This window comes from Spirochaeta dissipatitropha (assembly GCF_054657935.1).
Genome location: NZ_BAAHXT010000020.1, coordinates 1 through 24,389 on the forward strand (window position 1 = coordinate 1; position 24,389 = coordinate 24,389).

The window sequence follows — 24,389 nt, forward strand, 5'->3', positions numbered from 1 at the left end:
TCTATTTTTCTCAAAGATGTTTTAGACTTAGTTCGAAGGCGATCATATAAATATGAGTCGAAGCGGTGATAATAACTTGTTTACCATGTAATCAGGAAATTTTTCATTGCCAATCAAAGAAGGTGAAAGATAATACATAATGAAATTATCATATTTTTTATTAATTATTTCTGTATTTCATATCATATTTATTATAATGATAATTCGAAGAATATCAGAGGGGAAAAAAGAGATATTAAATGGAAAGATAAAGTATACTCACTACGCGTCAAAGCCAGTAATGAAAATAATTTTACGTAGAAAATTACAGGATGGTGAATTAAAAATAAAAAATGGTGAAAAAAAATTGCAAAGAGCAATATTGCTTTTACTGTTTTTTATTGCGTTACTTTTCATCTCAATCATTACTGGATTGTGGCTTATAAGGATATAAACAGTTTTTTTACAAAGTGTCATCCAATTATTAACATTCCTAATTTCTGAATTCAATATATGCCGGTACGACGTGATTTCAAGGGTCAGTAGAAAATATATCCTTCATTGGTGAATGATTCGCTGCATTGCATTCCCAGATGTATAGCGACAGGCGGCCGATAAGATGATACAGCTGGCTTCGGTATGTATCGACAAGACTTTGGCGCACACCGTGCCAGGCAACGAAGGCTATGAGTCCGGCTGGTTGCTTGAACATAATCAGTTTCCCGACTGATTTTGCCAGGGAGAAGTACCGGTAGGACCGGGATAATTTTCCGACCTGAGTCGCGGTAGTCTTGAACACCTTCCTGTTGCGCTCATTCATGAGAAGTTTTCCTACCGGCAGCAGAAAGCTTAGCCGTACCTGACCAATACTGCGGCGTATGAGGGGTTCATTTAACTGCTCCAGCACCAGACTGCTGCCTGCATACCCAGCCGCCAATAGTTCGCGGCCGCGCAATCTGTTCCAGAACTGATCTATATTCGGTGCGTATACAGCTGAAATCCGATTCAGAAGCGCTCTCATGGCCTGTAAATCGTCCTGCTTTCTCCCGACAAAAATATGTCTGCCTGTTCTGAAACCTTTTTTCAGGAAGGCACGAACCCTCCGGCTTGTATCACCGGTGAACCTTGCATCTGCATGCAGCTTCTGTTCATCAAGGAACAGTACATACTCACACACAGCATCAGAAAAACGGGAGCTTCGTTTCGTACTACCCGTTCTGATCAACTCCCTGATCAACTCTGCGCGGGATGATGCTCTGGCTTCAATACCTTCATAGATAACACTTGTCTTTTTCTGCTTGCTGTCTGCACTGAACAGATGAGTAGCGTAAAATCCAGTTTTCAAGAGGATTACGGCATAGGCATAGCGGAAAATTGCCTCCGACATGAGTCCGATTGTCAGTGAGAACACAACCGACAGAACAAGATCTGGCAATCCGAATACCGGAATCAGCAGAACTCTCACTGTTCGGGCAAGGATCCGTCCATGACGAAGACCTTGCAGAATTTTATGCGAAAGAATCCTCTGGAAAAATCTCCAGCTTATACTGAGGTGTATATACCAGCCAACCCGGAAACTCAGGGCAAATCGAAACCACCACTTTTTCTGGTAATCATCGTAGAGATCTTCAAACAACAGATACGCAGACTGTAGCAGCGGAAGCAGAGCACAGGCAAGCTGCAGCTGATCCAGTCCTGCCGAATCCCCGGAACCGGATATCCGCTCGCCCTGATCCCCGGCAGCAACAGCAATAATATCGCCTATATCCTGCATGAATTTCGGACGCAGAAGACCAAATGGCCGAACCTTCTGCTTAACAAGCCGGAGAATTGCTGCCATTCTCTCATGCTCGACCGGCTGACTCAGATCTGCATCCAGTTTCCTGAATCGTTTCGGCAGATAAATCGCACGCGCAAACATTCCGACAATCGGAATAAGCACCAAGCGTATACTATTCGGAATAAGTATAATCGGGATAACGAGGTATATGATAATATCAATCATGTTGTATTCACTGAATCTGACTTATAGCCCATACTTACAGAAGACGGGCCTCGACTTCAAAACCTCCACAATACGGGCAGTATGGTCGGACACTGTAGCGGATATCATCTGAATCAGTGATCAGCTTTTTCTGTCCGAGGTACTTAAGGTCATGCATACTCATGATATGTGAAAATGATGTACATGTGGTCAAACCAGCAAACAGGCGATTGCAGGCCTGGCACTCATACGTAAGTTCCTGTGGATTCATGCTACCTCTCTTCCTGGATACAGCTTATGCCATGGCGGAGGATATAGCAAGAAATGACGAGACTTTTTGGATTTGGGTAATCTCCATGATATATTGGTGTTTACCCTACCGCCTTCGGGCAAGAGAGCTGTCATGAATAACGAGAAAAAAAAATTAGATTTCAAATATTACTATGTCATGTACGAAAGCGCATCTGTTTCTGGAATAGAATCTTTTTACACTCCACCATTTGAAATAGCTTTAAATAATATTGCCTGTCGACCAGATGACAATGGTATCTTTCCCTTTGATCTGGATTTAACTTACTCTGGTATTCCAAGCAAGGAATTCCATGAGCTTCCTATTACCTGGGGAGAAGTACAAGCAGGAGTCAGCAATGAGCTCATTATTTCAGAATACAAGAAGTTTGATCCTGATCTTAAATATCTGATCTGGTGGTACGGAAACGCCTGTGAAGAATTCATTCTCCCCTACGGCATAGATTATCACCTGATCAGAGTAATTCTTGCTCGCTGGGAGGCATATGACACGCAACTTACCAGTTATTTATGTGGTACTGGGCAACTCGTGCATCGTGTAATGCGACTGTTACGCGTCTCATTTTCAGAATTATGCCGATTAGAGAAAGTACATCGTTACAAAGCACATGAAGCCATGAATGCTGTAATCACTTTCATGATTAATACTACGTCTCCCAGACAAACAGAGTTTTTCTCTCACTTTGAGCCGCCAGTCTACAATGAAGAAATGCTGGTTTCCAAGGGAGCTGGAATTATGTAGCAAAAAAGCCGGATGAAACTCATCCGGCTTTTTTATTGTCTCACTCTCCGTAAATGGTAAACCAGTTATTACCACCGCTTTGTTTCATGTTTATCAGCTCACCTTCAAACTCAATCATTGTACCTCGAGAATGATTGGTAAAGGATTCGTCATTTGTAAAATAGTCAACTGATACGGATCGCAATGATCCTGACTTTGCAATAAGTTCCTCTGGTCTGGTAACAGTAATAATAGCGCGATATTTATACTGACTGGTTGGACGATTCTCCTCTTCGAAGTCCGTATTCTCTATAACATTCTGAATTCTTCCGCGATACATCTGTTGGAAACCAGTGAAATTCTGTTGGATATAATTCTGACGCTGTATTTCTGTCATACGTCGCATACCCTGGGCGAGAAACAGCAGATCTGAATGTGCGAAGCTATGATACTGTTCATAGTGTTCCTCATTATCCAGAATAAAAGCAAAATGTTCGTGAGCCCGGCGTTCTATCGCATTCCTCGGAAAATATGCAGAGCGAGGTACTGAATACCAGATACCTGATCTCTGTTCGTAATAATCATAGAATTCAAAGCGTATAAATCCGTCCTGCAGTTTAATACTGAGCGTCGCTATGGTCGGTAACAACAGATTGAAACCCTGAATATCCCGAATAATGAACGAATTATTCATAAGGTCCACTTCATCGAAATAAGAATTCTGCCAGTGAAAGCTTTCCTCAAATGCCATCATCCCATATACAGCCGGGAAAATCAGCTGATCCCTGCCATGATAATACGGCTCTACAGGCTCATTCGTTGTTTCTGTAGCACAGCCCCCGAACAGTCCAAAGCTGATTACAGCAATGATGACACCAAAAGCAAGACGATAGTTTCTCATAAATCCCCCTGAATACAACTATTAACGATAGTTATATACAACTGTGGGTTGTTTGTCAAAATATTGGCAGATATTTATGGTTAGTAACTATGAATGCTGATAAAACACTGGGACAGGCCCTGCTGGGAAAAAATGTAAAGAAATACCGCAGCTTCCTGAAGCTGACGCAATCCCAGTTAGCCGAAAAGTGCGAAGTATCTGTCAACTTCATCTCCGAAATTGAAGGTGGCAAGGCATGGGTATCAGCAGAGTCTCTGGATAAGCTTGTCCGCGCGCTTGGAGTTTCACATGAGCGTTTATTCCAGGATGACAGCGAAGGCGAAACAGGTATAATCGATACAGAACAGCAGCTTGATCAGCTGGAAAAAAATCTGAACAATGCAGTACGCCAGCTTCGCCTTGGGTATCTTGGAAAATCAGATACAGATACATAAACCCTTGTGCAGTACTAATCTTCTGCCAGCTTGTGTTTGAGTATTATGTTCGCAGTTTTCAACAGCAAGCCCATCTGAAACTCTGGAATGGATTTTTTATCAGCCCAGTACCTCAGATAATACCCTGATTGCCTCTCCAGTCCTATGTGTGAGCAGACAATGAATGCTACAATTTCTGCTTCGAATTCCATTATGTGCTCCGGCACATAGCTTCTGGATTCGTAGTGAAACCTACCCGGAAGCTCCCTACCATCAGCTGTTTTCTTGATGTCTATAAAAGTTCCCAGATGTCCAAGCAGATGATGGGCCGCTTCATGGATAATATCCCCGATTGTCTCTTCTGTCAGATACTCAGGAGTCATTGAACTATACCTGAGAAGGATCTTCCTCTGCTTATCTTCTTCCAGCACAGCCATAGCCCTGGCATCATTGCGAACAAAGAACTTTCCACTGCCTGAACCGAAGGCAGAAAGATCACTATCTATAATCTGGATGCCAATCTGACGCAGTGCTTTCAGATGGTCTTCAAGCCAGGTTATAGCCTTTATATCCGGTGTACGGTTGCCGCTCAACCACGCCAGCACATCCTCCGTCGAATATGAAGATGAAGCCAACTGGACTGTATCAGCAAGATCAAATACAAACTCTACTGGTCCAAAGCTCCGTAAAATAATGAGAGGATTCGCGGCATTGCCAAGACTCCGGCCATACATTTCCATTTCCCGCAAAGTCAGAAAGTATTGAGCTGTCGGACGTTGCAAATACAGTAGGTAGGCATTGTACGGTGCAAAATTACGCTGCCTACCGATAAAATTCATCATTTTCAAAAATGAATCTGGTGTTATATCACTGAATGCAAATGCAAACAATTCATTTAATTGCGCTTCTATTCCATGAGACTGCTTTTTCTTCTTTTCTTCCATGGTATCCTCCTCCCCACTACGTTCACAGCTAATCACTTGCTGTCAGATGCCAACAAATCCTCATTGAGAGATTGCCCTGGCTCTGACTGACACTCTTTCCATTTTTTAACAAGACTTGCTACACAAGGGTTTCCTGCAAGCTGATTCATGCGGACCCAGTCTACATCTATCAGACCGGTCAGAAGATTTATATTAATTTCACCCTGTAAGGCATGCCACTGCCGTATACTGGGCTGACGTTCAAGCGTCTTTTTCGGAGAAGTCAGGGATCCTACAATGTAATAATGCTTATCCGGATCATACCATAAACTTCTGATTCCAGGGATCTCACGTACCCAACTGCGAAGATCAGTCAGGGGACGGTCAAAAATTCTGCTGACCAGATTGTCCCAGGCAGAAATAACACGCTTGTCAGTTAATTTCCCTATCTTTTCACCGTATATGTCCCGCATGACTTTCTTTATACGGTAATAAGCCACCTCATACATACCATCTCTCTGCATAGATTCAATAGCCTGCTTCCAGCAGTCAACGAGTTCAGAAAGACAGGGATCAAGTTTAGCTTGATGTTTTTTCTCCAGGGTCAGTGCTGTTTCCTTTACCCGATCGATTTCCGGCAATACCCATTTATGAAGCGAATATTTCACCTTCTGCTGTTTTAAAAGCTGAAGGGTTTCTTCCAGTTTATCCGGCAACATGTTCGGTGTCTCATAGCCAGGGTCCTGTATCATAATAGATGTTGGTTGGTCGGATCCTTCCGGCAGATGAAGAACCATGGTCAGGCGCTGGGCGAAACTTGTCATTTTTTCAGCTTGCGAACCAAATCCCGCCATGACCGCTTCAGGACGGTAGTTATAGGGCCACTTTTCTTTCAGTAATGCCAGTAGCTGCTCAACCGAAACAGAAAACGGATCAAGCAACTTGTTGCAGACAAACCTGCTCGCTGGCGCAGACGGATCAAACGCGACCATCACCGGTCTGTCATCTCGAACAGTGAAGATATATCCATTCGTGACTACCGCAAGTCTGTCTGTGAGAACTTCGCTTTCTCCTGGTAAGGCCGTACTGATTTTTACCTGCTTATTCAAAAGCAGGTGCTTCAAATGAAGCTCCTTGAGTACGATGCCAGTAATCATTCCTAACTGCTTGCGTATCTCTTTGCCCTCATATTGTGCTTCGGTATACCTGTAATAAGCCGAACCTTCACTTAGCAGGAGCCCTTCATCAGTTTCAATCAGCAAGGCGTCATCTACAGCATCGATAGCTCCAAGATCATGTGGATTCACATTCATGTGCTGACAGGCCACACGGGTTCTCAACTTGATGGTATACTCATAATGATCGTCGAGGACACCTGGACGCTGATCCAGTAATACAAGTACTCTCTGATCATCCGCAAACTGAAGCTGATCGATTTTCCGGGAAATATCGGGCGGATCTATTGGCGGCAGCAGATGTAATGGAGCATTGATTCCGTTCTCCTGCAGTACATCAGTCAGTACATTGATAATTCTTTCTGCAGGCAGACTCTGATCAAAGCGTAGATCCAGTACATCAACGGGATGATCAAGATTCAAATTGGTAAAACTTTTGGTTCTCGAGATATTTTTATAATTAGTATTCACCTTCAGTTTCTGTAAATTGAGTACTTTAGGTTGCAGATAAAATCCGTATTCAGCTGCCTGCTTTATAAGCGCATCCTGAATCGGTTTGAGAATATATGGCCAACTACGCATAAATTCCTGAGCAGAGTTCATATTGATAAACGGACGGGTCTTACGCTTGTTCGCATTCTTCCTGATTTGCCGCAGCACTACTCCGTCATGCTGCACTCCCTTCCGCGGGATCCAGCGTACCAGCATTTTTCCTGAATCATCATAAACCCATAGAGGGCCACTGTTATCATACTGCGGGCTGTCAGAAAAGACTTCACGCAAGGGTATATTTTCGTAAAACAGCACCACCTCCGTGGTCTCTTTATCGCGTAGCTGCTGCATCCGGCAATCAACCGCAATAGCATTGACCCCATGGCCGTTCGCATTATTCCACTCATCAATTTTCAGCAAAGGTCGACCCAGAGTATTACTGCCGCGACTATGCGCCTGAAAAGCAAGGCTCTTTCTCATTATAAGCCGCAGCCAGATTGGATTATGTTCCGGGCTATACTCGACCAGCTCTCCTGTCAGCCGAACTCCATCTTCATTGTAGATTACCGGTTCCTGTTGATTCCTGCTCTCCAGAGCCACAAACAATCCAAATCCACCCCGATAGCTACGCATGAGGTACGGATACAAGGGCCTGCCATTCGTCTCTGTCAGGTCAGAAAGCTGCTCATCCAGCTGTTTTTCCCACTGTTTCCATTTATAGCCTTTGGACAGTCCATAGTATAAAACCGTCAGCTGTCTGGCCATATTGATATCAATCTCGCTGTCGCGGTAGAACATGTGTGAAAGTCGTAGTTTTCTATTGTTGTCCTGTACCTTGGGATTAATCATTTCCTTCCTCCTCCGTCATTTGTGCATCAATCAATAATTTCACCAAACTCATAAAAGCCTCTGTGAGTTCCCAGCTTCCTTCAACAATACAACCACCGAGCACAAGAATATCTGCCTGGTCTCTAAAGGCGTCCGGCAAAAGCCGAACCTTACAATCAAAAGCCTTCAGGCTTACCCTTGAAGTAATACTTGTCAGGTTGATAATCACAAGTTTAACAGCGTCTCCTTCAATGGAGCGTAAGCGGCTTAACTGTTCAGCAAGTCTCAGCGGGTCGCTGCCGTCAGCACAACCTCCGTCTAGCCAAAGCTTGTATTTTCTATCCGCTTCTTCTATCGTAGTTTCATGCCAGTACTTGGCATCTACCCTGAACAGACTGTTTCTTATCGAGAAATCATAAAGTTCAAGAGCCCGCTTATCTGCCAGCCAGTCTGTAGTACGGATAGCGTGTGCATATAAAAGTCCTCGGATCGCCTCTTCTCCAAGACGTCCCTGCAGCAAACGCTGACTGACATGCGGGTGATAGATATATCGCTCTTCCAGCTCGTTAGCAGGCGGCCTCAATGAAACGCGAAAACCACGCTTATTGAACCAGTCATAAATATGAGGACATTCGTTTATCGGCCGGTACAGATAATCCGGATTGTATAATCGTAAACCTTCCCCTGCCTCACTGAAAAACTGCCAGGTGTCAGGATCGTACCAGAGCGCACCGCCTTCTTGATCTACAGATGGTCTCTCGAGACAAGCCCACTCCATAAGACGCTGCTGTTTAATCAGCCCCAGCTTATTCTCTCCAAAAGTCCATGCATAATCGAGACAGAGAACCGCTCTCCCAAGACTTCTCCACAGTTCTTCGATTCCGGTATTTCCTGCAGCCTCATGACGCGATTCCCTGATTGCCGGGACCAGAATGTCATCGATAATTCGTTTAGCATCCTTGCCGTCCTGACAGGGCACCAGCATACCCATTAAAAAATCACGTTCAGCATTCGAAAAAAGATTCTCCAGATCCTCTAACAGCTGCTTATTCAAGTGGGAAACCTGATTACGAAAATTTATATAGTTGGGCAGACCAGCGAACTGTACCAGTGTTTTCGCGACTGTAGTTTCTACGTGAATTTCGATTTCCGGTATCTTTGCCCATGCACGCTCGACGCGTCCCACTTGCTGCTGCACATTGGCAGCGGTGTTCTTGATGTAATCCGTACTGATTTTATACCGGGCATTCAGGAGCCTGCACCCCTCTTTTTCCTGAGCCATAAGAGACATAATGAATTTCTTCTGCTCCCGATGCGAAAACTCACCAACACGCACCAGCTTTTCCAGATCACGCAGTTGAGTTCCAACCTGCGCCATGCCAGAATCGCCTGAGGTGTAATCATCTGAATACTGTTCTGCACTGAAATAAAAATGCTGGGCTTCAAGAATGTAAAGACAACCAAGATCCATAGTCTGCAGTCTGTCGGGCAATGAAAAATCAAGATTAATTCCATTAGTCGCAGTAGCAGTTTGCGTTAAAACAATGACAATCCGCCCCGTAGCAAAGGCCTCCTGATACGCCAGATGAAAGCCAGATCTCTTCTGGTTTTCGGCTGTCAGAAGACACAGCAATACTTTTTCACCATGAACTAGCTTAGGGATAAACACATCAACCAACTTCAAAAGCGGGGAACTGGCACTCAGTTGATCGGCAAACCCTGAATCATCCTGTAGCCATTGAACCTTTGCCCTGCTCTCCTCGGCCTTTTTTTCTTTTAACCACTTGTCCAGGTATTTTATAGAGTTTACAAACACCAGATGCCCCAGGTGCCTGCTGCCGCTTTTCCCGACTTCACTAATAACATACAGTAATTTAGCCAGCAGCTCTTTTCGGTACTCGATAACCTTATGATAGGTTTTTTCGTTTCCAAGAATACCAGTCACACTGTCGAGAGCTCTTTTCCCCTCCTCGCTTTCATAGAACTCAGTAAAAGTCTGGACAAGTGTACGCAGCCTTGTCTGGCGAATCTCTTTTTTTTTCTCGTTTATTTCGGCAATCACATCCCTCTGTGCAATCATATCCTGACGATTCTGCACATACGGAATCGGTCGTTTGAACCATTTGCTATCGCGTTCATTGAAGGGAATGCCCAGGGAGCTTTTTCTGACGTCGGGATTACGCGACTCGGCCAAATGTCGCAAGGCGGCCTCCACCCAACGGAGGTCAATATTTCCGATTGATCGCTCAATGTAGGAAGTAGCTGAAAGACCAAAAACAAGATTCCGGCTTGCCAATGAGAACAACAGACCCTCTGGAGTGGTCGGTAAGTAGGCCCGCCGGATATCCAGCCGCAAAGGATCAATATCTTTTGCAGCCTGATTCTGTTCCAGCAACCAGCTGGTTAACCCGAAAAAGCTTGCCTGGGTATTTGGCAGACGATTGCTTTTAATCAGGGGCACCAATTCAGCATGCACCCGTTCAGAAATTACCCCGGGAATAGAGCGGGTAACTACTTCAGTATAATACGAGTTCCTATAGTCATTCGCAGGGCTGAACAGAATGTGACAAAGCTTCCAGAGAAGTTCAGTAAAATCGCCATCTCCGGAAATTGAAAGGACTTCAAAAACAAAATGGCGGATATGTTTTTCTATAGTACGCAGGAACTCATCCAGAAACAAGGAATCTCCCTGGCCCTGATCAGATGAGGTCTGCTTTACCTCGTATCCCTTCGGTCCGGGCTGTAAAACCAAACGATTACTGGTGATCAGATGATCAGAGCGAAACAGATAACTTTTTTCAAATAAAGGCTCAGTATCAGGACCATCATCCGAAACAATCAGCGCTTTGGGCCCGGAAAGCTCTATCTGTCTTTCTGAAAGATCCTTTTCCAATTCACCAATCACCTTGCTTAATAATTCCTGTATTCTCCCATCCAGATCGGTTTTCGTTGAAGGTAGACGATTAAGATAATTTTTACCCTCGTGAAGTAACTGATACAGAAAATGAGGTGGAGATTGAATCAGCTGATTTTCAGCCAACAGACTCTGAATAACACCAGCCTGATAATCAAACTCATCGATAAATATAATCCGCCCTGCCAGACCCGAGCTATTTAACCTGACCTTCTTGTTTCCGTCATAAAACGAGTAATACAATTTCTGGGTAGTCATAATAAGCACATGCTGATTCTCATCATGCCAGGCAATTCCAGGTAATATCCGCCGAATCCACGGATGCCCCCGCAACTCAGCCAGTCTATCTCGGGCAACTTTTACATGCTGACTTTCACTACCGTAATTCTTAAGCAGGTCCGTTATATGAGTTTGATGCTCCCGGATTACATTGAGTATGGTCTGCTCGAATGCCGAGCATGCTCTCTCCAATGACTGGCGCGCCTTCTGGATTATTTCTGCATCAAACTGCTTAGTGTGCTCACCTTGCTCCACATGTTTATGCAGTCCGGTAATTTTCTGCGCCAGATTCATGAGTATCTTTCCGGTTTTCTGCGATTCCTTACCAAGAAGCTTTCTCTGTACCAGGAATTCTATGGACGCATCTGCTTGCGGCACTGCGTAATCAGCATTCTCATGGGGCAATGATTTACCAGTAGCAGCAGCAATGCTGTTTTCTGTTTTACCATACACAACACTGACACGAAACGGCTGTCCCCTGGAATCCTGCTGCTGAGCAATATTGCGATAGACATCCTGTAAAATATTCCAGCGGTGAGTGACGAAAATTGCCTGGTAGCCAGCCTCATGAAGATGTTCAAGTGCTGGAACAGAACCATCCAGATGTCCCTGTCTGTACAGGGAACTGCTTTTCCCGCTTCCAGTTGGACCGTGCAGGGGGCAAAAACCGGCAATAGGTTTAGCACCGAATTGACCGTTGCCTTGAGCTTGCTCCGCAAGCTTTCCTGCTTGGTCAATACAATGCCCGATAACAGCATTATACGAACGCTTCAGAGTATCCATAATCACCTCTTTCTCTCGGGTTATCGAGGTTATTTAGAACTATTTTATGTTCATAAGAATTGAGTTGTCAAATTTTTTGATTTGAAAGGATCAGGCAGATTGAAAATTCCTGGACAATCGTTCATGAACATCCTTTTGGATTAATGAGAGCTAACATAGTCTCGAGTCATTACTTTACCTTGCAATATAACACACCTGTCGTACAATTAATGGAATAGTCACGTCAGTAATTACCATAATGAGTAAAGCGAGATCTCTATGACAAGTCAGGAAAGAAACATTGATATCGTTGGAAAAATATCCAGCCTTAAGGAACAGGTTCCGTGGACTATAGGGCTCTCTACCCTCTTTGAATGTATTACCTGGCAGACCGAATTCGTCTTGGGAATGTCTAAAACACAATACTGGAAGAGAATTGTGCACGAGACTCTGGAGGAAGCAGCTAAAGGCTCCTCAGAAGAAGAAATTATTAAATATATCGATCAGCTTCAGAAATCAGAAATACGATATAATAGAGGTAAGAATCGTTGGGATAAGGTTAAATCATCAGGACTAATTGATCCATACGAAGCCTTACGTCGCATGCGATTTCACTCAGAGGATTACCTGAATAGAGAGTTCGATATCTTTTTATCATTGGCAGGAAATCAATATTTAGATGCATTTTATAAAGTTCCTTTTCCTAATATTCCTTCTGGCATGTGGAGTACCCACAGCAATTCGACTCTTCTTATGGAGAATACTCGTTTTTACGAAATGCAATTTGATAATCTAGCATACAATATTGATGCAGAAGTGCTTATAGCTAATGAACTAAAACTACGTGGACGGAAGAATCCGGATCAAATCCTAAAGCATCTTTCAATGTTCCTTGAATTTAAACGTCTGGGATTCATTTCTAATGATACAAAATTTAACATGTTGTTTATTGGTTTCCCTTCTGAAGATTTAGCTACAAAGGAAGCCTTGCTGCAACAAGAACAAGCGTACTGTCTGAAGAAGTCTAAACGATGGTTCCTCAATAAACAGTATCAAATCATGCAGGCCGCAGATGATTTTGAACTACGTGCAATGTCATGGGAGGACTTCATTGAATTTAATAATCAGTATATTGAAACTGTTCACAGTACAAACGAGACTTTACTGAGGTTAATTCACGGAATGAATTCTGCGGTACGTGAAAAAATTGAAATCGCTTAGCTTTCTAAAGCAGATAAACTAAGACTGCTCACAGTACAAACAAGAGAAAGTGAACTCGAGATATTTTTTATGAAGACTCATGATATAGCGTGAAAACTTATTTTTTTCGTGTCTAACTGATGTGTAGGAATGTAGGAATGTAGGAAATCAATCAATGTAATCTATCATGATATTGAGATTTGTAAGTTACTAACAACTTAAAATAGATATTTTGCAGTATGTTGAGAATGACTTTATGTCAGTCCACGAAAACTAATATCGACAGAATTGCTGGCGAAAAACAACATAGTTATAGATATTTTCGAAATACTATAGGAAAGTGCCGTAGGAACACGGCTACAATATACTGGAAACATGACTTAAAGAGTTTAGAAAGAGTTTAGGTCGGTGTAGTTCACTGGTTATATGAACAATATTATCTATTACTATAAGTTAAATGAAAAAATTTAGATTATATTTGCAGTTGAAAAATATTTTAAAGCAAACACTTCATGTTGTTTGAAGTGTTTGCAAAATAGTATAGACTATAAATTGATTTTCAATTGTTTATCAGAAAAATAATCATGAAGATGATTTAATCTCTTCTCTCTACTTTCAAATTTAAGTCTTGCTTCTTTTCTAACATTAGCAATTATTTCTCTAAATTTTATATTCATGGTCATGCTACTATTAAAAAGTTCAATATGGTTATACCCAAATATTTTATTGTCAAAATCATAAAATATTTCTTTTGAAAGCAAAGAATTAATCACATTAATTACTTCATTTTCTGTAATACATAAATCTCTTGCAATCATCTTGTTTAAATATTTAATTTCGAAATCAAATCTTTGCTCAGATAATTGTTCAGTCATTTTTTCTAGCAAATAATGATATATTGCATAAGCGTTAACGCCATGCTCTTCAATACATAAAAAAAGTAAGTCATCATTGAAAGAATTAACTTTATGTTTATACCACTGCATTTTTTCTCCTTGTTGAAATTTGATTAGCATGTTATATTATGATTGTGTGTGTAAGTAATATACTTATGCTTTTTTGCGTAGCAACATTTTTTGTTGCTGCGCATCACTCTATCTTCTCAATTTTTAATTTTTTTTCAACAAATTCTTTTAAATCATTTTTATCAAAAAAAATATGTTTCCCGATTCTGTAATAAATAATAGATTTTGACGATGTTTTTTTATAGATGTAAGATTTACTTACTTTTAAATAGTTCGATGCTTCGTCTACATTTATCAATTCATTAACAATCATTTTTCCTCCTTTTTTTCAATTATTACTTTTAACAAATTGATTTGTCAAGATAGAATTAAAATAATGACTTGTAATTCTCTTGACTTTGTTTTTATACTATTGTATAAAAATACAAATTTATTTTTCAATCTTATACAGCTGTATAAGATTATTTTAAATAGATTTATGTAAATAGATGTTTACAATCATTTATATGCGGATTGATTTATCATTTTTTTGTTTTGTTTATTTGTATACATTTAAATCTTTTTTGTCGTCTATAATATCATTTATGAACAGTGTATTAAACTTATAACAATTCGAAAAAATTCGAGTGAAACGTTTGTTAAACTGCGTGGCTATATCAAAATCGGTCGCCCAAACGGTCGCCAGAAAAATGAAAAACACTATCAACCAAAGAAAACCAAACATAAATGATTGATTTAATTTGTTAATCAGTATAAACTTATAACAACTTAAGGAAACTGAAACAAACGAAACATACAGGGTAAGGCGGTCTTCTAAGCTGTAGGTCACAGGTTCGAATCCTGTTGGACGTAATTAAAACCTTCACTATTTCCAACTCAGCAAACAATTCACAATATATCTCAACAGGATTCGAACCGGAGCTGCGGCGCGAAAACCTGGAGCGCGAACCGGCAGGACGCCGGTTCAGCAGCGCAGGCGGCCCGGAGAGCAGAGGCAGGAAGCCGAAGCTCGCAGGGCGAATCCTGTTGGACGTAATTAAAACCTTCATCACTGCCACAAGCAAATTATTCCTGCTGCAGTACCGTCAAAAACAGCTCTCCATAACGCTCAAGCTTTCTCTGGCCAACCCCGCTAATCTCTGACATCTGGTCAAGGTCCTGGGGTTGTTTGAGTGCCATTTCGACAAGGGTGCGGTCGTGAAATATGACGTAGGGAGGGACTGCCTGCTCACGTGCGATTTTCAGACGAAGTTCGCGTAAGCGCTGCCATATTTCTTCCTGGAGCGGATTCAAGTCTGCATTCTTAACAGCTATAGTTCCTGCCTGTTTTCTGGCAGAGGCTTTCAGCTTTTCGGCTTTTTTGAGCAGAAGTGTCTCATCTCCACGCAGGAGCGGGCGTGCTTTTTCCGTAAGTACGAACGAGCCGAATCCATCCAGATCTACCTCGGCATATCCGAGTGCTATTAACTGCCGGAAAAGCACACGCCACTGCTGGGCGGGTATGTCCTTTCCGATTCCGAACACCGTAATCTGATCATGCTGATTCTGGCGAATGCGCTCATCGTCCTTGCCGGTGAGAACATCTACGAGATAACTGACTCCAAAACGTTGCCCGGTACGATAAATGCACGATAATGCTTTCTGTGCAGCCAGGCTTGCATCCCATGTCTCGGGTGGATTCAGGCAGTTGTCGCAATTGCCGCATGAATCAGGATAAGTTTCACCCAGATACTCCAGGAGCGACTGACGGCGACAGCTGTTGCTTTCACACAGGCCGAGCATGGCTTCGAGTTTGTGCTGTTCAACGCGTTTCTGATGATCTGAACTACTGGAATCCGCCATCATTTTTCTCAGGGTAATAGCTTCCTGCAAACCATAGGCCATCCAGGCATCTGCCGGATCCCCGTCGCGCCCTGCCCTACCTGTTTCCTGATAATATGATTCAATGCTTTTCGGCAGACTGAGGTGTGCCACAAACCGGACATTTGGCTTGTCTATACCCATGCCAAATGCAATAGTCGCGACAATAACAACGCCTTCTTCCCGTAGAAATCGCTCCTGATGCTGGCGCCGTATTTCTGCGGAGAGCCCGGCATGATACGGAATAGCTATAATTCCCTGTGAAGAAAGCCATTCCGCGGTTTTTTCCACCTTGTTCCGTGACAGACAGTACACTATCCCGGCTTCCCCGGCATGATTCTGTTGAATAAAGTCCAGCAGCTGCTTGCGTGGATTATTCCCTTCACTCATGGTATAGCGAATATTAGGACGGTCAAAACTATTGATATAATGCTGAGCCTGCTCAAGACGCAGATGCTTGAGAATCTCCTGCCGAGTCCGCAGATCGGCAGTAGCAGTCAGTGCAAGACGCGGGACAGTGGGGAATCTATCTGCTATGAATCCAAGCTTCTGATATTCCGGTCGAAAATCATGCCCCCATTGGGAGACACAGTGAGCTTCGTCGATTGCAAACAGTGCAATGCCCTGTCCTGCATGCACTGTATCCAGCTGCTGCAGCATCCGGTCGTTCATGAGACGTTCCGGAGCAATGTACAAGAGATCGATTTCTCCCTGCATGAGTTCATGTTCGATCCTGCGCTGCTCACCCGCCGCTATGCTGGAATTCAGAAAAGCAGCCCGAACTCCCATCTGACAGAGCGTATCCACCTGGTCCTGCATAAGGGCTATGAGTGGTGAAACAACAACTCCCGTACCGGGGCGCACAAGGGCCGGAATCTGGTAGCATAAGGATTTTCCACCGCCGGTCGGCATGAGTACGAAGGCATTTTCTCCCTGTATGAGTGAATCAATTATCTCATTTTGATTCAGACGAAAATTGCTGTAGCCATAGACCGATTGAAGAATTTCTATTGCAGAGGGCATGAATCAACTCACTTTTATTTTTCGGATCACCAGCACCAGTACAAACATTACAGACAAAGTGCCTAAAACAGGAAGATAAGCCAAGGCCAGGCTGTGTTCACCAATGCCTCCCATGAGTGAAACAAAGAACATTGCAGAAATTCCGGTACTCAGATAAGTAAGACCGTTAAACAGACCGCGTTTCTGCCGCGGCAGCATACCATTCATATGTTTCTGAAAAGCAGGGAATATCGGGCCAAGTGCAAGACCGAGAACGGGAAATACATAGGGGCTTATTCCGATAATCCACAGACTGACAGCAAGCGCGGCTATAAGACCACAGATGCGTACCAGACGCAGGGAACCTACTCTGCGTGCAAGCGGATCGGTAATCAACCTGCTGAAGGTAAAAGTAACCCAGAAAGCACTCAGGAGAATATTTGCATTCCGCGAGCTTAATGAAAAAACACTCATGCCGGCATTCACACTCCAGGTCGCACTGCCAATTTCTGCTGCGGCATACATGCCGAATACAGCGATTCCTGTAAGCACTATTGGCGATGTTACGGTACTGAACATTTCTTTCATGGAAAATTCACGGAACTTAAGATTTTTGATCTGTTTAGTGCTGGCCAGAGAAACCAACAATACAAGAAAGACTATAGCATACACCGCAAACAAACCGCGAAAATTTCGGTCACCAGCAAGCCAGAGACTGGCAAAAAGCGGGGCAAGTACACCGCCAACTCCAAAAAAAGCATGATATAAACCAAAGTTCTGGTATTTTTCCGGTAGCTCGGCATAAATTGTGCTCAATGCAGTGAAAATTGCACCAGTAGCAAATCCAATGAACATGAAACCACTGAGTACAGCAATAAATACCGGTGCAATACTTATTACGAGCAGTCCAGCAAACTGTATTCCTACAGCAGCAAGCAGTACGAACTTCTGTCCTATATGGGCAATCAGAAACCCGATAAAAAGGTTGGCGATCATAATCGAGAAATTAATAGACAATGGAAGCATGCTACTCTGAAATATTCCCAGATTGAATTCCTGCTGGAATACAGTAAGCAGTGAGGGAATTGAATTCAGAATCAGCGCAAACAAAAAATGGGCAGCGATCAGCTTGCCCTGTGTAACACGATAATTCATGTACGAAGTGTAGCTCAATTGACAAAGACTGCCAATCTATCGAGAATAGGCCCCCATGATTAATCTTTCCAGAATTCGTTTGACATATGGCGATCGCCATCTTCTCAGCAATGCTAATATGCTTGTTCGTCCAGGAGACAAGATCGGTCTTGTCGGGCCGAATGGTGCCGGCAAAACCACGGTATTTCGTCTTATTACCGGGGAAGAAAAGCCTGACGACGGTCAGGTCATGGTGGAAGCCAACACGGTTATCGGCTACTTCTCTCAGGAGACAGGCGAAATGAGAGGCCGAAGTGTCATAGATGAGGTTATTTCGGGAGCCGGTATACTCTCCGAAATGGGAAAGGAAATCTCTGACCTAGAACACCGCATGTCGGAAGGTGATGCGCTCTCGGATGCAGAAATGGATCGCTATGGTGAAATACAAATGGAATTCGCGCATCGAGGCGGCTATGATCTCGAAAATAACACCGAAACTATTCTCACCGGTCTTGGGATTCTGAAAGACCGCTGGAATGCACCCGTAGAAACCTTCTCCGGTGGATGGAAAATGCGAATCGCACTGGCAAAAATCCTGCTTCTGAATCCGGATGTACTGCTTATCGATGAGCCTACCAATCATCTGGATATAGAATCGATTATCTGGCTCGAAGAATGGTTGAAAAGCTTCGAGGGAGCACTGGTAATGACCAGTCATGACAGGGATTTTATGACCAGAATCTGTTCGAGGACAGTTGAGGTAGCGGCAGGCAGCATTACCACCTACAGTGGTGATTATGAGTTCTATCTGAAAGAACGTGAAATCAGACGGGAACAGCTGGTAGCAGCTCACCGCAGGCAGCAGGCCATGCTTGCCAAGGAAGAAGAATTCATTGCCCGATTCGCAGCGCGGGCATCTCATGCCGCCCAGGTGCAATCCAGAGTCAAGACAATAGAAAAAATCGAACGCATTGTGCTGCCGCCGGATCCAAAGGTCATGAAATTCAGTTTTGACCAGGTTAAACGCAGCGGTGACATAGTGTTTACCATGGAGAATCTGGGAAAATCATGGCCAGTACCTGCCGATCCTGCATCAGGAACAGCCGCTGGAGAACATCATGTATTCAGTGGAATCAGTGCAGTAATTGAACGCGGAAACAAAATCGCGCTTACCGGTGTGAATGGTGCTGGTAAATCAACTCTGCTCAAGCTTATAAGCGGTCAGACCACCGCCAGCAGTGGAAGCGCAGAAATCGGGGCTTCCGTGCAGATCGGGTACTTCAGCCAGTATTCAAGCGACCTGCTCAACCCGGAGAATACCATTTTCGACGAGCTGAAGCTCAGACTTCCAAAAGCAAGCATTGGAAGCATCAAGAATCTCCTGGGGGCATTCCAGTTTTCCGGAGAAGACAGCGACAAGCGTATTTCGATTCTTTCCGGCGGTGAAAAAAGCCGGGTTATGCTGGCCTGTATCCTGGCAGAGCCAGTCAATTTTCTTGTGCTGGACGAACCGACCAATCATCTGGACATAGCCAGTCGGGAAGTCCTCCTGGAAGCCCTGAAGGATTTTGAGGGCAGTGTCATAGTAGTAAGCCACGACCGCTACTTCCTCAAGCATCTGGTGAACAGGGTATTCGAAATCGATCATGGAAAAATGAACATCTATGAAGGAAATTACGAATACTATCAGGAAAAATCAGCCCTGCTGCATCAATAAATCGAGAACATAGGCTTCTACTTTACGGTTCTCGCCTTCAGTCGGGAAATCATGAATGTGTAGAGCTGGATTGAAATTCAGCTCGATGACGGCATAGTCTTCCGGATCTCCCTCACGCAGCTCTGCACCTTCAGCAATAATTATATCCACGCCACAGATCCTGGCTCCCAGAGTCTCGGCTGAGCGGACCGCAATCTGTGAATAAAAGGGATGAAGGCTATCAGTGACATCAATTCCATCACCGCCTGTACTGATATTGGAATTTTTTCTTATGTATACAGTCTCGTCCGGCCCCGGTATCGAAGAGAAATCCAGCCCTGATTCAGCAAGAACAGCAGCCTCAATTTCTCCGGCTTTCAGTTTTTCAAGTGGAAGTTTGTAGCCGTTCCCACGTCGTGGATCAAGGTTTTTATCGGCTATGAGTTCACTGATGCTATGTATACCATCTCCCACAACATGCGCAGGAACCCGGTTCAGAATAGCACGCACATGTCCATCGATTACAAGAAAACGGTACTCCCTGCCTTCAATATACTCCTCCACCAGCACCTGACTGTCATGTGAAAAAGCCAGCTCAAATGCCGAAATTATGTCTTGCAGAGATGATCCTTCTGGAATTCTGGTAATTCCAATCCCGAAATTCGTGCTGTTTGGTTTAATGATCCAGTCAGCTTGACGGAATTCATTGATTTCACTATCTGTTTTCAGCGTTTCCTGCAGCATTATGCCCGCAGGAACTCGAATGCCTGCTTCACTAAGCAACTGCTTGCTGACAGCCTTGTTGTTCATGAGTAAAGGAGAAATATAGGTATCTGCAGAGGTTCTGGTAGCCTGCATAACGTATTCTGTTCTTCCATCCCAGGTCAGACGGACTATGTTATCCTGATAATCCAGAATTTCAACATGTATCCCCCGATTCAAAGCCTCCCTGACAAGCAGCTGACTCGATAATTCAAGCTGAGCAAAAACAGCATCTGTTGGTATCACTTGGCTTCTCCTTTTTAGAAATCTGCCGATAAAGTTCTTTGTGCTTCCCGGCCTGCATGAACATAAATTTCTCTACAGAGCCAGCGGCACGTGAATCCTCATATACTCTTTCAAAAAGCAATAATTCCTCTCCTGAAAGTGATGCAGCAATTCCGGATATCAACCCCGAATACAGCTGATTTCCGGATCCAGAATCGAGCATGTCTGCACTTGAAAAAAGCTCGTGGCATAAGGATTCCGCTTTCTCACGATAAGTTCTGTCCGCTCCATTCAGTGCAAAGTCTTCGAATTCTGCTATTACTGCATCGTAAGCGATAGCGCCATTACGCCCAGGAACACTACAGTACTGTATAAAGGCATGCATACATAAAAGCCTGAGAAAATGAAGTTGCCGATCATCTATGCCAATTGGACTGTACGGATTGAGATCCGGAATTCTCATTTCAATGTAGGAAATGCCATCTTTATCCAGAGCATCCAGACTCGTCTCGCAGCATTTTCCGGGATTTGCCGGTTTCAGCCTGAGCGGTGCATATACTTCCTTTTCCGAAAACAGGCCAGAAGGTCCAATGCATCTGCGAATGCTGTCGGTATAATTGCGCAATGTATCGAAATTCAGCCTGCTGCTTTCAGGATTCCTGTACCCGTAGTGAGAGTTTCGAAGTGAAACCGCATTCTGCAGACCGTTACTGCTGGAGTACTCTTTATACTGATTCAGATATGCACCTGGCTCGGGGCTTGCTCCGAAGACATATACACTTAAGGGAAGATACTCAAGAAATACTGCAGCTACTTTCAGATACAATTGATCCGTAAATACTCTGCGAGTCATTCCTTTTCCGTATGCTCCATATGCAAGATCTATCGCTTCATCGGAATAGGAAAAGTTTACATGGACTCCGGAAATATGCATAACTGCACTGCCGTATTTTGACTGTAGATAGCGACGGTAGGCCTCTTTCTCCTCGCCCTCACGCGTTCGGGGAAATACAGCCGGATAAATTGCTGAATACTCATTGGGTATCGGAGGCATGCTTGAGGGCCACATGAATTCCTCACCTATCGCAGCATCTGCTGTCGCATGTAGTCTTGAAAGCTCGTTTATTACCCCGGAAATCGAGGACTGCACACTGCTTACTATCTCGAGCTGGGACTCAGAAAAATCCTTGGAGAAATATTTCTGGTCAAGATCAGCAGGATGCTGTTTGCGTGATATACAGGCATCCTGACCAGTGCGAACGGCCTCCCGCTCTACACCCCAGTTGCCTTCAAAAGATAATATACCTGATTCAGGAAGATCATGCATCTTCGCTGCTCCCGGCACTGTTATTGGTTGAACAGCAGCAGCTGCAGAAATTCCGGATAGCGTGAAGTGCATCCTCATTTACCTTGCAGACCGTTGCCTGACCGTTCCTGACACAGCTTATAAGTCCAGCATTCTCAAGTTCCTTGAGATGATGAGAGATCGTCGAGCGGCTTATTTTCAGCTCTTCGGATACCCTGGTAAATGCCTTGTTCACTCCCTCACAACAGGTTTCGCCTTCATCCCAACGATACAGCAATTCCAGGATACGGATCCGTTGTTCGCTCGAAAGTGCTTTAAACATCTGTGAAAGATTCGATTGTTTCATGAGTATAGAATAATAGAACAGTTGAACAGAATCAAGCTATATCTGACGATTACTTAATAATCGCATGAGCTGATTCCGGTTCTGGCATGATAGTTTTCTGAAAATATTCCTCATATGGGTTTTAACAGTATTGATTGAAATATTGATTTCGTCTGCAATATCTGAATATTTCATACCCCGGGCTACATATGGTAAAATCTGGTATTCACGATCAGTCAGAGAATCAAAAAGCGGAGCTTTACTTTTTTTATTGAGAACTGCGTTTTCGGAATCCTGCATTATATGAGCTCTGTCAGTACAGTTTTCCCAGATCTCGATAAGAAAATGGAGCTCTTCTCCACCAATGTCCAGAACGGGTATAGAAGTAATATACCATTTCCGGGAATTTACTGTCGCAACTTTGCTGTTTCTGCGCAGCAAGTCTTTCGCAATACAGCTAGGATGATCCTTGGGATACCGGTTCAAATTCTGCAATGAGAAAACAGGCTTCCCATGGGTTATTTCCTGCGGACCCAACAGCTCATATCCCTTTCTGTTCATTGAAATAACAGTCAAATCTGGCTTTAATACAATTACTATCTTGTCCAAAGAATCGAGCACAAGGTTTTGATACATAACCCTTGCATTATTAGTATCTATCTGGTTTTCCATATGCAGCAACTTTGACTCTGAGTGCCATAGTTTCAATGCCAGCAAAAGAACAAGCTGTATGGAATCAATTTCGAAATTATGATTAAGAACACCATGAATATCTCTTCTACTGGAAAGCTGTTGATGCAGAGCCACATGCTTTTGATCTGTGTACAGGATGACTGGCGTTTCAGGTGCTTCAATGATTAAATTCATCATTTCCATGGGTACAATAAATACACAGACTTTCCCATCATCCATGCATGAGTCAGATGCTTCTTCAAAACTGTCAACAAAATACAACCTGAGTTCCAGAAGATACAGATTGTTTAAGAATGTTCTGCTGAATGTTTGTAGATCACCAAGCAGAATCAATTTACAGTTTTCTGGTTTAGGCTTGAACCCGGAGAAGATTGATCTACCTGGCATATGAACTCAAATAACCGGAGATATCTGCTAATTTCACCGGTTTATTAAATACATGGTCAAAACCGGATTCCCTGCACTTATAAGATATCTCTGTTGAATCTCTACCGGTGAGTGCAATCAGCACACATTTCTTACGTGACTCGAGTTCAATAGAACTGCTCTCCAGTCTACGAATAGTCCGGGCAGCTTCCATGCCGTCCATTATTTTCATAGATATATCCATAAAAATAATATCAGTATGATGCTGATGCCACAGCGAGACGGCATCTATTCCATCTGAAGCCTCAAAAATACGGCATGAGGGATACATATGTTCTATCATTTTGCGGTGTACTTTCCTGGCAATTCTGTCGTCATCTGCAATAAGGACAGATTCAGGTACATGCACGGTGAGCTTATCTTTATCTATCACCGTATCGTCAACACGTGGAATCAGTGTATCTGAACAAGAAACCTGAACTGGTATTCGGAAACTAAAACAGGTGCCATGATCATGACTGGATTCATCATCACAGATTTGGGTTGAATCGGCATGAATCCTGCCTCCGAATATGTCAATCAGCCTGGCGGCTATATATAGGCCTAAACCAGTACCAGGTGTACTACTGGAGTTTCTCTGAAATGCCCGCATAAGTCGAGGCATTTCACCCATTGGCAAGCCAGGACCGGTATCTGAAACAGAGAATTGCAGATCCCCGGAAACTGCATCCATTTTTTCATAGGATACCTGTAATTTAACTTTTCCGCTTTCAGTGTATTTAATCGAATTATTTAATAAATTTAATATAATCTGGCGAAGCCGCACCGGATCTGTCAGAACAAACCCGGGAATCTCTGAATGCAAATGTAATTTCAGTTCGATAGCTTTTTGATAAGCCAAAGGTCGCACAAGGCGAATAACCTCAGATACAAGCTGCTCCGGTGACACATGTTCTTTTGACAATTGAATTTTTTCGAGCTCAAATTCAGATTGATCTATAGTCATGTTCAGGGTCTCAAGCAGAACCTGCTCACTTTCCCATAGATATTCTGTGTACTCCGGTGATTTCGGACAGTGATTCCGGCGGAAAACGGACAGCTGTCTGAAGGAAGAAAGTCCTCGTCTCCAGTATGTTCAGGTGTCCGTTTTCAGTCAATCTACTGCATACATTTTC

General features: G+C 43.5%; 20 protein-coding genes. 5 read left to right on the forward strand and 15 right to left on the reverse strand.

Features of this window, described 5'->3' with window-relative positions:
* Positions 1–196: 196 nt before the first annotated feature.
* Positions 197–433, forward strand: coding sequence for a hypothetical protein (locus ACYQ2L_RS16190; protein WP_460057927.1), 237 nt, complete (start codon positions 197–199; stop codon positions 431–433).
* A 78-nt stretch (positions 434–511) separates the two neighbouring features.
* On the opposite strand, the gene ACYQ2L_RS16195 is transcribed toward ACYQ2L_RS16190, so the two are convergent.
* Both ACYQ2L_RS16195 and ACYQ2L_RS16200 read right to left on the reverse strand, forming a co-directional pair.
* On the reverse strand, positions 512–1,984 hold the full coding sequence (locus ACYQ2L_RS16195; RefSeq protein ID WP_460057929.1) for a hypothetical protein: 1,473 nt from the start codon (positions 1,982–1,984) through the stop codon (positions 512–514).
* Positions 1,985–2,018: 34 nt separating this feature from the next.
* A complete protein-coding gene (locus tag ACYQ2L_RS16200; RefSeq protein WP_460057931.1) occupies positions 2,019–2,234 on the reverse strand; it encodes a hypothetical protein in 216 nt (71 codons plus the stop codon).
* Between the two features lie 132 nt (positions 2,235–2,366).
* Here ACYQ2L_RS16200 and ACYQ2L_RS16205 point away from each other — a divergent pair, with 132 nt between their 5' ends.
* A complete protein-coding gene (locus tag ACYQ2L_RS16205) occupies positions 2,367–3,014 on the forward strand; it encodes a hypothetical protein (RefSeq protein ID WP_460057933.1) in 648 nt (215 codons plus the stop codon).
* A gap of 40 nt (positions 3,015–3,054) precedes the next feature.
* Here the strand turns inward: ACYQ2L_RS16205 and ACYQ2L_RS16210 are convergent, their stop codons facing one another.
* Entirely contained in the window at positions 3,055–3,894 is an 840-nt protein-coding gene (locus tag ACYQ2L_RS16210; protein WP_460057936.1) for a hypothetical protein, read from the reverse strand.
* Positions 3,895–3,983: 89 nt separating this feature from the next.
* Between ACYQ2L_RS16210 and ACYQ2L_RS16215 the strand changes: the two genes are divergently transcribed.
* Positions 3,984–4,328 (forward strand): helix-turn-helix domain-containing protein, encoded by a 345-nt coding sequence (locus tag ACYQ2L_RS16215; RefSeq protein WP_460057939.1) that lies wholly within the window; start codon positions 3,984–3,986, stop codon positions 4,326–4,328.
* 14 nt (positions 4,329–4,342) lie between these two features.
* Here ACYQ2L_RS16215 and ACYQ2L_RS16220 read toward each other — a convergent pair whose 3' ends face one another.
* Genes ACYQ2L_RS16220 through ACYQ2L_RS16230 form a run of 3 tightly spaced genes read right to left on the reverse strand, consistent with a single transcriptional unit; the run spans position 4,343 to position 11,701 of the window.
* Positions 4,343–5,251, reverse strand: coding sequence for a hypothetical protein (locus ACYQ2L_RS16220; RefSeq protein WP_460057941.1), 909 nt, complete (start codon positions 5,249–5,251; stop codon positions 4,343–4,345).
* A 32-nt stretch (positions 5,252–5,283) separates the two neighbouring features.
* On the reverse strand, positions 5,284–7,746 hold the full coding sequence (locus ACYQ2L_RS16225) for a hypothetical protein (RefSeq protein WP_460057943.1): 2,463 nt from the start codon (positions 7,744–7,746) through the stop codon (positions 5,284–5,286).
* A complete protein-coding gene (locus ACYQ2L_RS16230) occupies positions 7,739–11,701 on the reverse strand; it encodes a hypothetical protein (RefSeq protein WP_460057945.1) in 3,963 nt (1,320 codons plus the stop codon). Before ACYQ2L_RS16230 ends, ACYQ2L_RS16225 begins: the two co-directional genes overlap by 8 nt.
* 258 nt (positions 11,702–11,959) lie before the next feature.
* Here ACYQ2L_RS16230 and ACYQ2L_RS16235 point away from each other — a divergent pair, with 258 nt between their 5' ends.
* Positions 11,960–12,901, forward strand: coding sequence for a hypothetical protein (locus ACYQ2L_RS16235; RefSeq protein ID WP_460057948.1), 942 nt, complete (start codon positions 11,960–11,962; stop codon positions 12,899–12,901).
* A gap of 524 nt (positions 12,902–13,425) precedes the next feature.
* On the opposite strand, the gene ACYQ2L_RS16240 is transcribed toward ACYQ2L_RS16235, so the two are convergent.
* From ACYQ2L_RS16240 to ACYQ2L_RS16255, 4 genes are all read right to left on the reverse strand, one after another.
* Positions 13,426–13,866, reverse strand: a complete 441-nt coding sequence (locus ACYQ2L_RS16240; RefSeq protein ID WP_460057950.1) for a Lin1244/Lin1753 domain-containing protein — start codon at positions 13,864–13,866, stop codon at positions 13,426–13,428.
* A gap of 103 nt (positions 13,867–13,969) precedes the next feature.
* Positions 13,970–14,158, reverse strand: coding sequence for an excisionase family DNA-binding protein (locus tag ACYQ2L_RS16245; protein WP_460057952.1), 189 nt, complete (start codon positions 14,156–14,158; stop codon positions 13,970–13,972).
* A 752-nt stretch (positions 14,159–14,910) separates the two neighbouring features.
* Positions 14,911–16,728, reverse strand: coding sequence for a DNA helicase RecQ (recQ, locus tag ACYQ2L_RS16250; protein WP_460057955.1), 1,818 nt, complete (start codon positions 16,726–16,728; stop codon positions 14,911–14,913).
* Between the two features lie 3 nt (positions 16,729–16,731).
* Positions 16,732–17,862, reverse strand: a complete 1,131-nt coding sequence (locus tag ACYQ2L_RS16255) for an MFS transporter (RefSeq protein ID WP_460057957.1) — start codon at positions 17,860–17,862, stop codon at positions 16,732–16,734.
* A 55-nt stretch (positions 17,863–17,917) separates the two neighbouring features.
* On the opposite strand from ACYQ2L_RS16255, the gene ACYQ2L_RS16260 reads away from it, so the two are divergent.
* Positions 17,918–19,558, forward strand: coding sequence for an ABC-F family ATP-binding cassette domain-containing protein (locus tag ACYQ2L_RS16260; protein WP_460057959.1), 1,641 nt, complete (start codon positions 17,918–17,920; stop codon positions 19,556–19,558).
* Here ACYQ2L_RS16260 and gshAB read toward each other — a convergent pair.
* From gshAB to ACYQ2L_RS16285, 5 genes are read right to left on the reverse strand one after another with little or no spacing between them, the layout of a single operon-like run.
* Complete coding sequence (gene gshAB, locus ACYQ2L_RS16265) at positions 19,538–20,545, reverse strand: bifunctional glutamate--cysteine ligase GshA/glutathione synthetase GshB (protein ID WP_460057961.1); 1,008 nt, start codon at positions 20,543–20,545, stop codon at positions 19,538–19,540. The two genes, ACYQ2L_RS16260 and gshAB, sit on opposite strands and share 21 nt — an antisense overlap.
* Positions 20,511–21,851, reverse strand: a complete 1,341-nt coding sequence (locus tag ACYQ2L_RS16270; protein WP_460057963.1) for a glutamate--cysteine ligase family protein — start codon at positions 21,849–21,851, stop codon at positions 20,511–20,513. The genes gshAB and ACYQ2L_RS16270 overlap by 35 nt, the downstream gene beginning before the upstream one ends.
* Positions 21,844–22,176 carry an ArsR/SmtB family transcription factor gene (locus tag ACYQ2L_RS16275; RefSeq protein ID WP_460057966.1) on the reverse strand — a complete coding sequence of 111 codons (333 nt, stop codon included), beginning with the start codon at positions 22,174–22,176 and terminating at the stop codon, positions 21,844–21,846. Before ACYQ2L_RS16275 ends, ACYQ2L_RS16270 begins: the two co-directional genes overlap by 8 nt.
* A gap of 36 nt (positions 22,177–22,212) precedes the next feature.
* Positions 22,213–23,235 (reverse strand): helix-turn-helix domain-containing protein, encoded by a 1,023-nt coding sequence (locus tag ACYQ2L_RS16280; protein ID WP_460057968.1) that lies wholly within the window; start codon positions 23,233–23,235, stop codon positions 22,213–22,215.
* A complete protein-coding gene (locus ACYQ2L_RS16285; protein WP_460057970.1) occupies positions 23,225–24,220 on the reverse strand; it encodes a hybrid sensor histidine kinase/response regulator in 996 nt (331 codons plus the stop codon). The genes ACYQ2L_RS16280 and ACYQ2L_RS16285 overlap by 11 nt, the downstream gene beginning before the upstream one ends.
* Between the last annotated feature and the right edge of the window lie 169 nt (positions 24,221–24,389).

Coding starts and splice junctions, on each gene's coding strand:
- ACYQ2L_RS16285 (WP_460057970.1), bottom strand. CDS start 24,220: ATGACTATAGATCAATCTGAATTTGAGCTCGAAAAAATTCAATTGTCA.
- ACYQ2L_RS16260 (WP_460057959.1), top strand. CDS start 17,918: ATGATTAATCTTTCCAGAATTCGTTTGACATATGGCGATCGCCATCTT.
- ACYQ2L_RS16220 (WP_460057941.1), bottom strand. CDS start 5,251: ATGGAAGAAAAGAAGAAAAAGCAGTCTCATGGAATAGAAGCGCAATTA.
- ACYQ2L_RS16235 (WP_460057948.1), top strand. CDS start 11,960: ATGACAAGTCAGGAAAGAAACATTGATATCGTTGGAAAAATATCCAGC.
- recQ (WP_460057955.1), bottom strand. CDS start 16,728: ATGCCCTCTGCAATAGAAATTCTTCAATCGGTCTATGGCTACAGCAAT.
- ACYQ2L_RS16245 (WP_460057952.1), bottom strand. CDS start 14,158: ATGATTGTTAATGAATTGATAAATGTAGACGAAGCATCGAACTATTTA.
- ACYQ2L_RS16280 (WP_460057968.1), bottom strand. CDS start 23,235: ATGCCAGGTAGATCAATCTTCTCCGGGTTCAAGCCTAAACCAGAAAAC.
- ACYQ2L_RS16240 (WP_460057950.1), bottom strand. CDS start 13,866: ATGCAGTGGTATAAACATAAAGTTAATTCTTTCAATGATGACTTACTT.
- ACYQ2L_RS16275 (WP_460057966.1), bottom strand. CDS start 22,176: ATGAAACAATCGAATCTTTCACAGATGTTTAAAGCACTTTCGAGCGAA.
- ACYQ2L_RS16200 (WP_460057931.1), bottom strand. CDS start 2,234: ATGAATCCACAGGAACTTACGTATGAGTGCCAGGCCTGCAATCGCCTG.
- ACYQ2L_RS16230 (WP_460057945.1), bottom strand. CDS start 11,701: ATGGATACTCTGAAGCGTTCGTATAATGCTGTTATCGGGCATTGTATT.
- ACYQ2L_RS16195 (WP_460057929.1), bottom strand. CDS start 1,984: ATGATTGATATTATCATATACCTCGTTATCCCGATTATACTTATTCCG.
- ACYQ2L_RS16255 (WP_460057957.1), bottom strand. CDS start 17,862: ATGAATTATCGTGTTACACAGGGCAAGCTGATCGCTGCCCATTTTTTG.
- ACYQ2L_RS16270 (WP_460057963.1), bottom strand. CDS start 21,851: ATGCATGATCTTCCTGAATCAGGTATATTATCTTTTGAAGGCAACTGG.
- ACYQ2L_RS16205 (WP_460057933.1), top strand. CDS start 2,367: ATGAATAACGAGAAAAAAAAATTAGATTTCAAATATTACTATGTCATG.
- ACYQ2L_RS16190 (WP_460057927.1), top strand. CDS start 197: ATGATAATTCGAAGAATATCAGAGGGGAAAAAAGAGATATTAAATGGA.
- ACYQ2L_RS16210 (WP_460057936.1), bottom strand. CDS start 3,894: ATGAGAAACTATCGTCTTGCTTTTGGTGTCATCATTGCTGTAATCAGC.
- ACYQ2L_RS16225 (WP_460057943.1), bottom strand. CDS start 7,746: ATGATTAATCCCAAGGTACAGGACAACAATAGAAAACTACGACTTTCA.
- ACYQ2L_RS16215 (WP_460057939.1), top strand. CDS start 3,984: ATGAATGCTGATAAAACACTGGGACAGGCCCTGCTGGGAAAAAATGTA.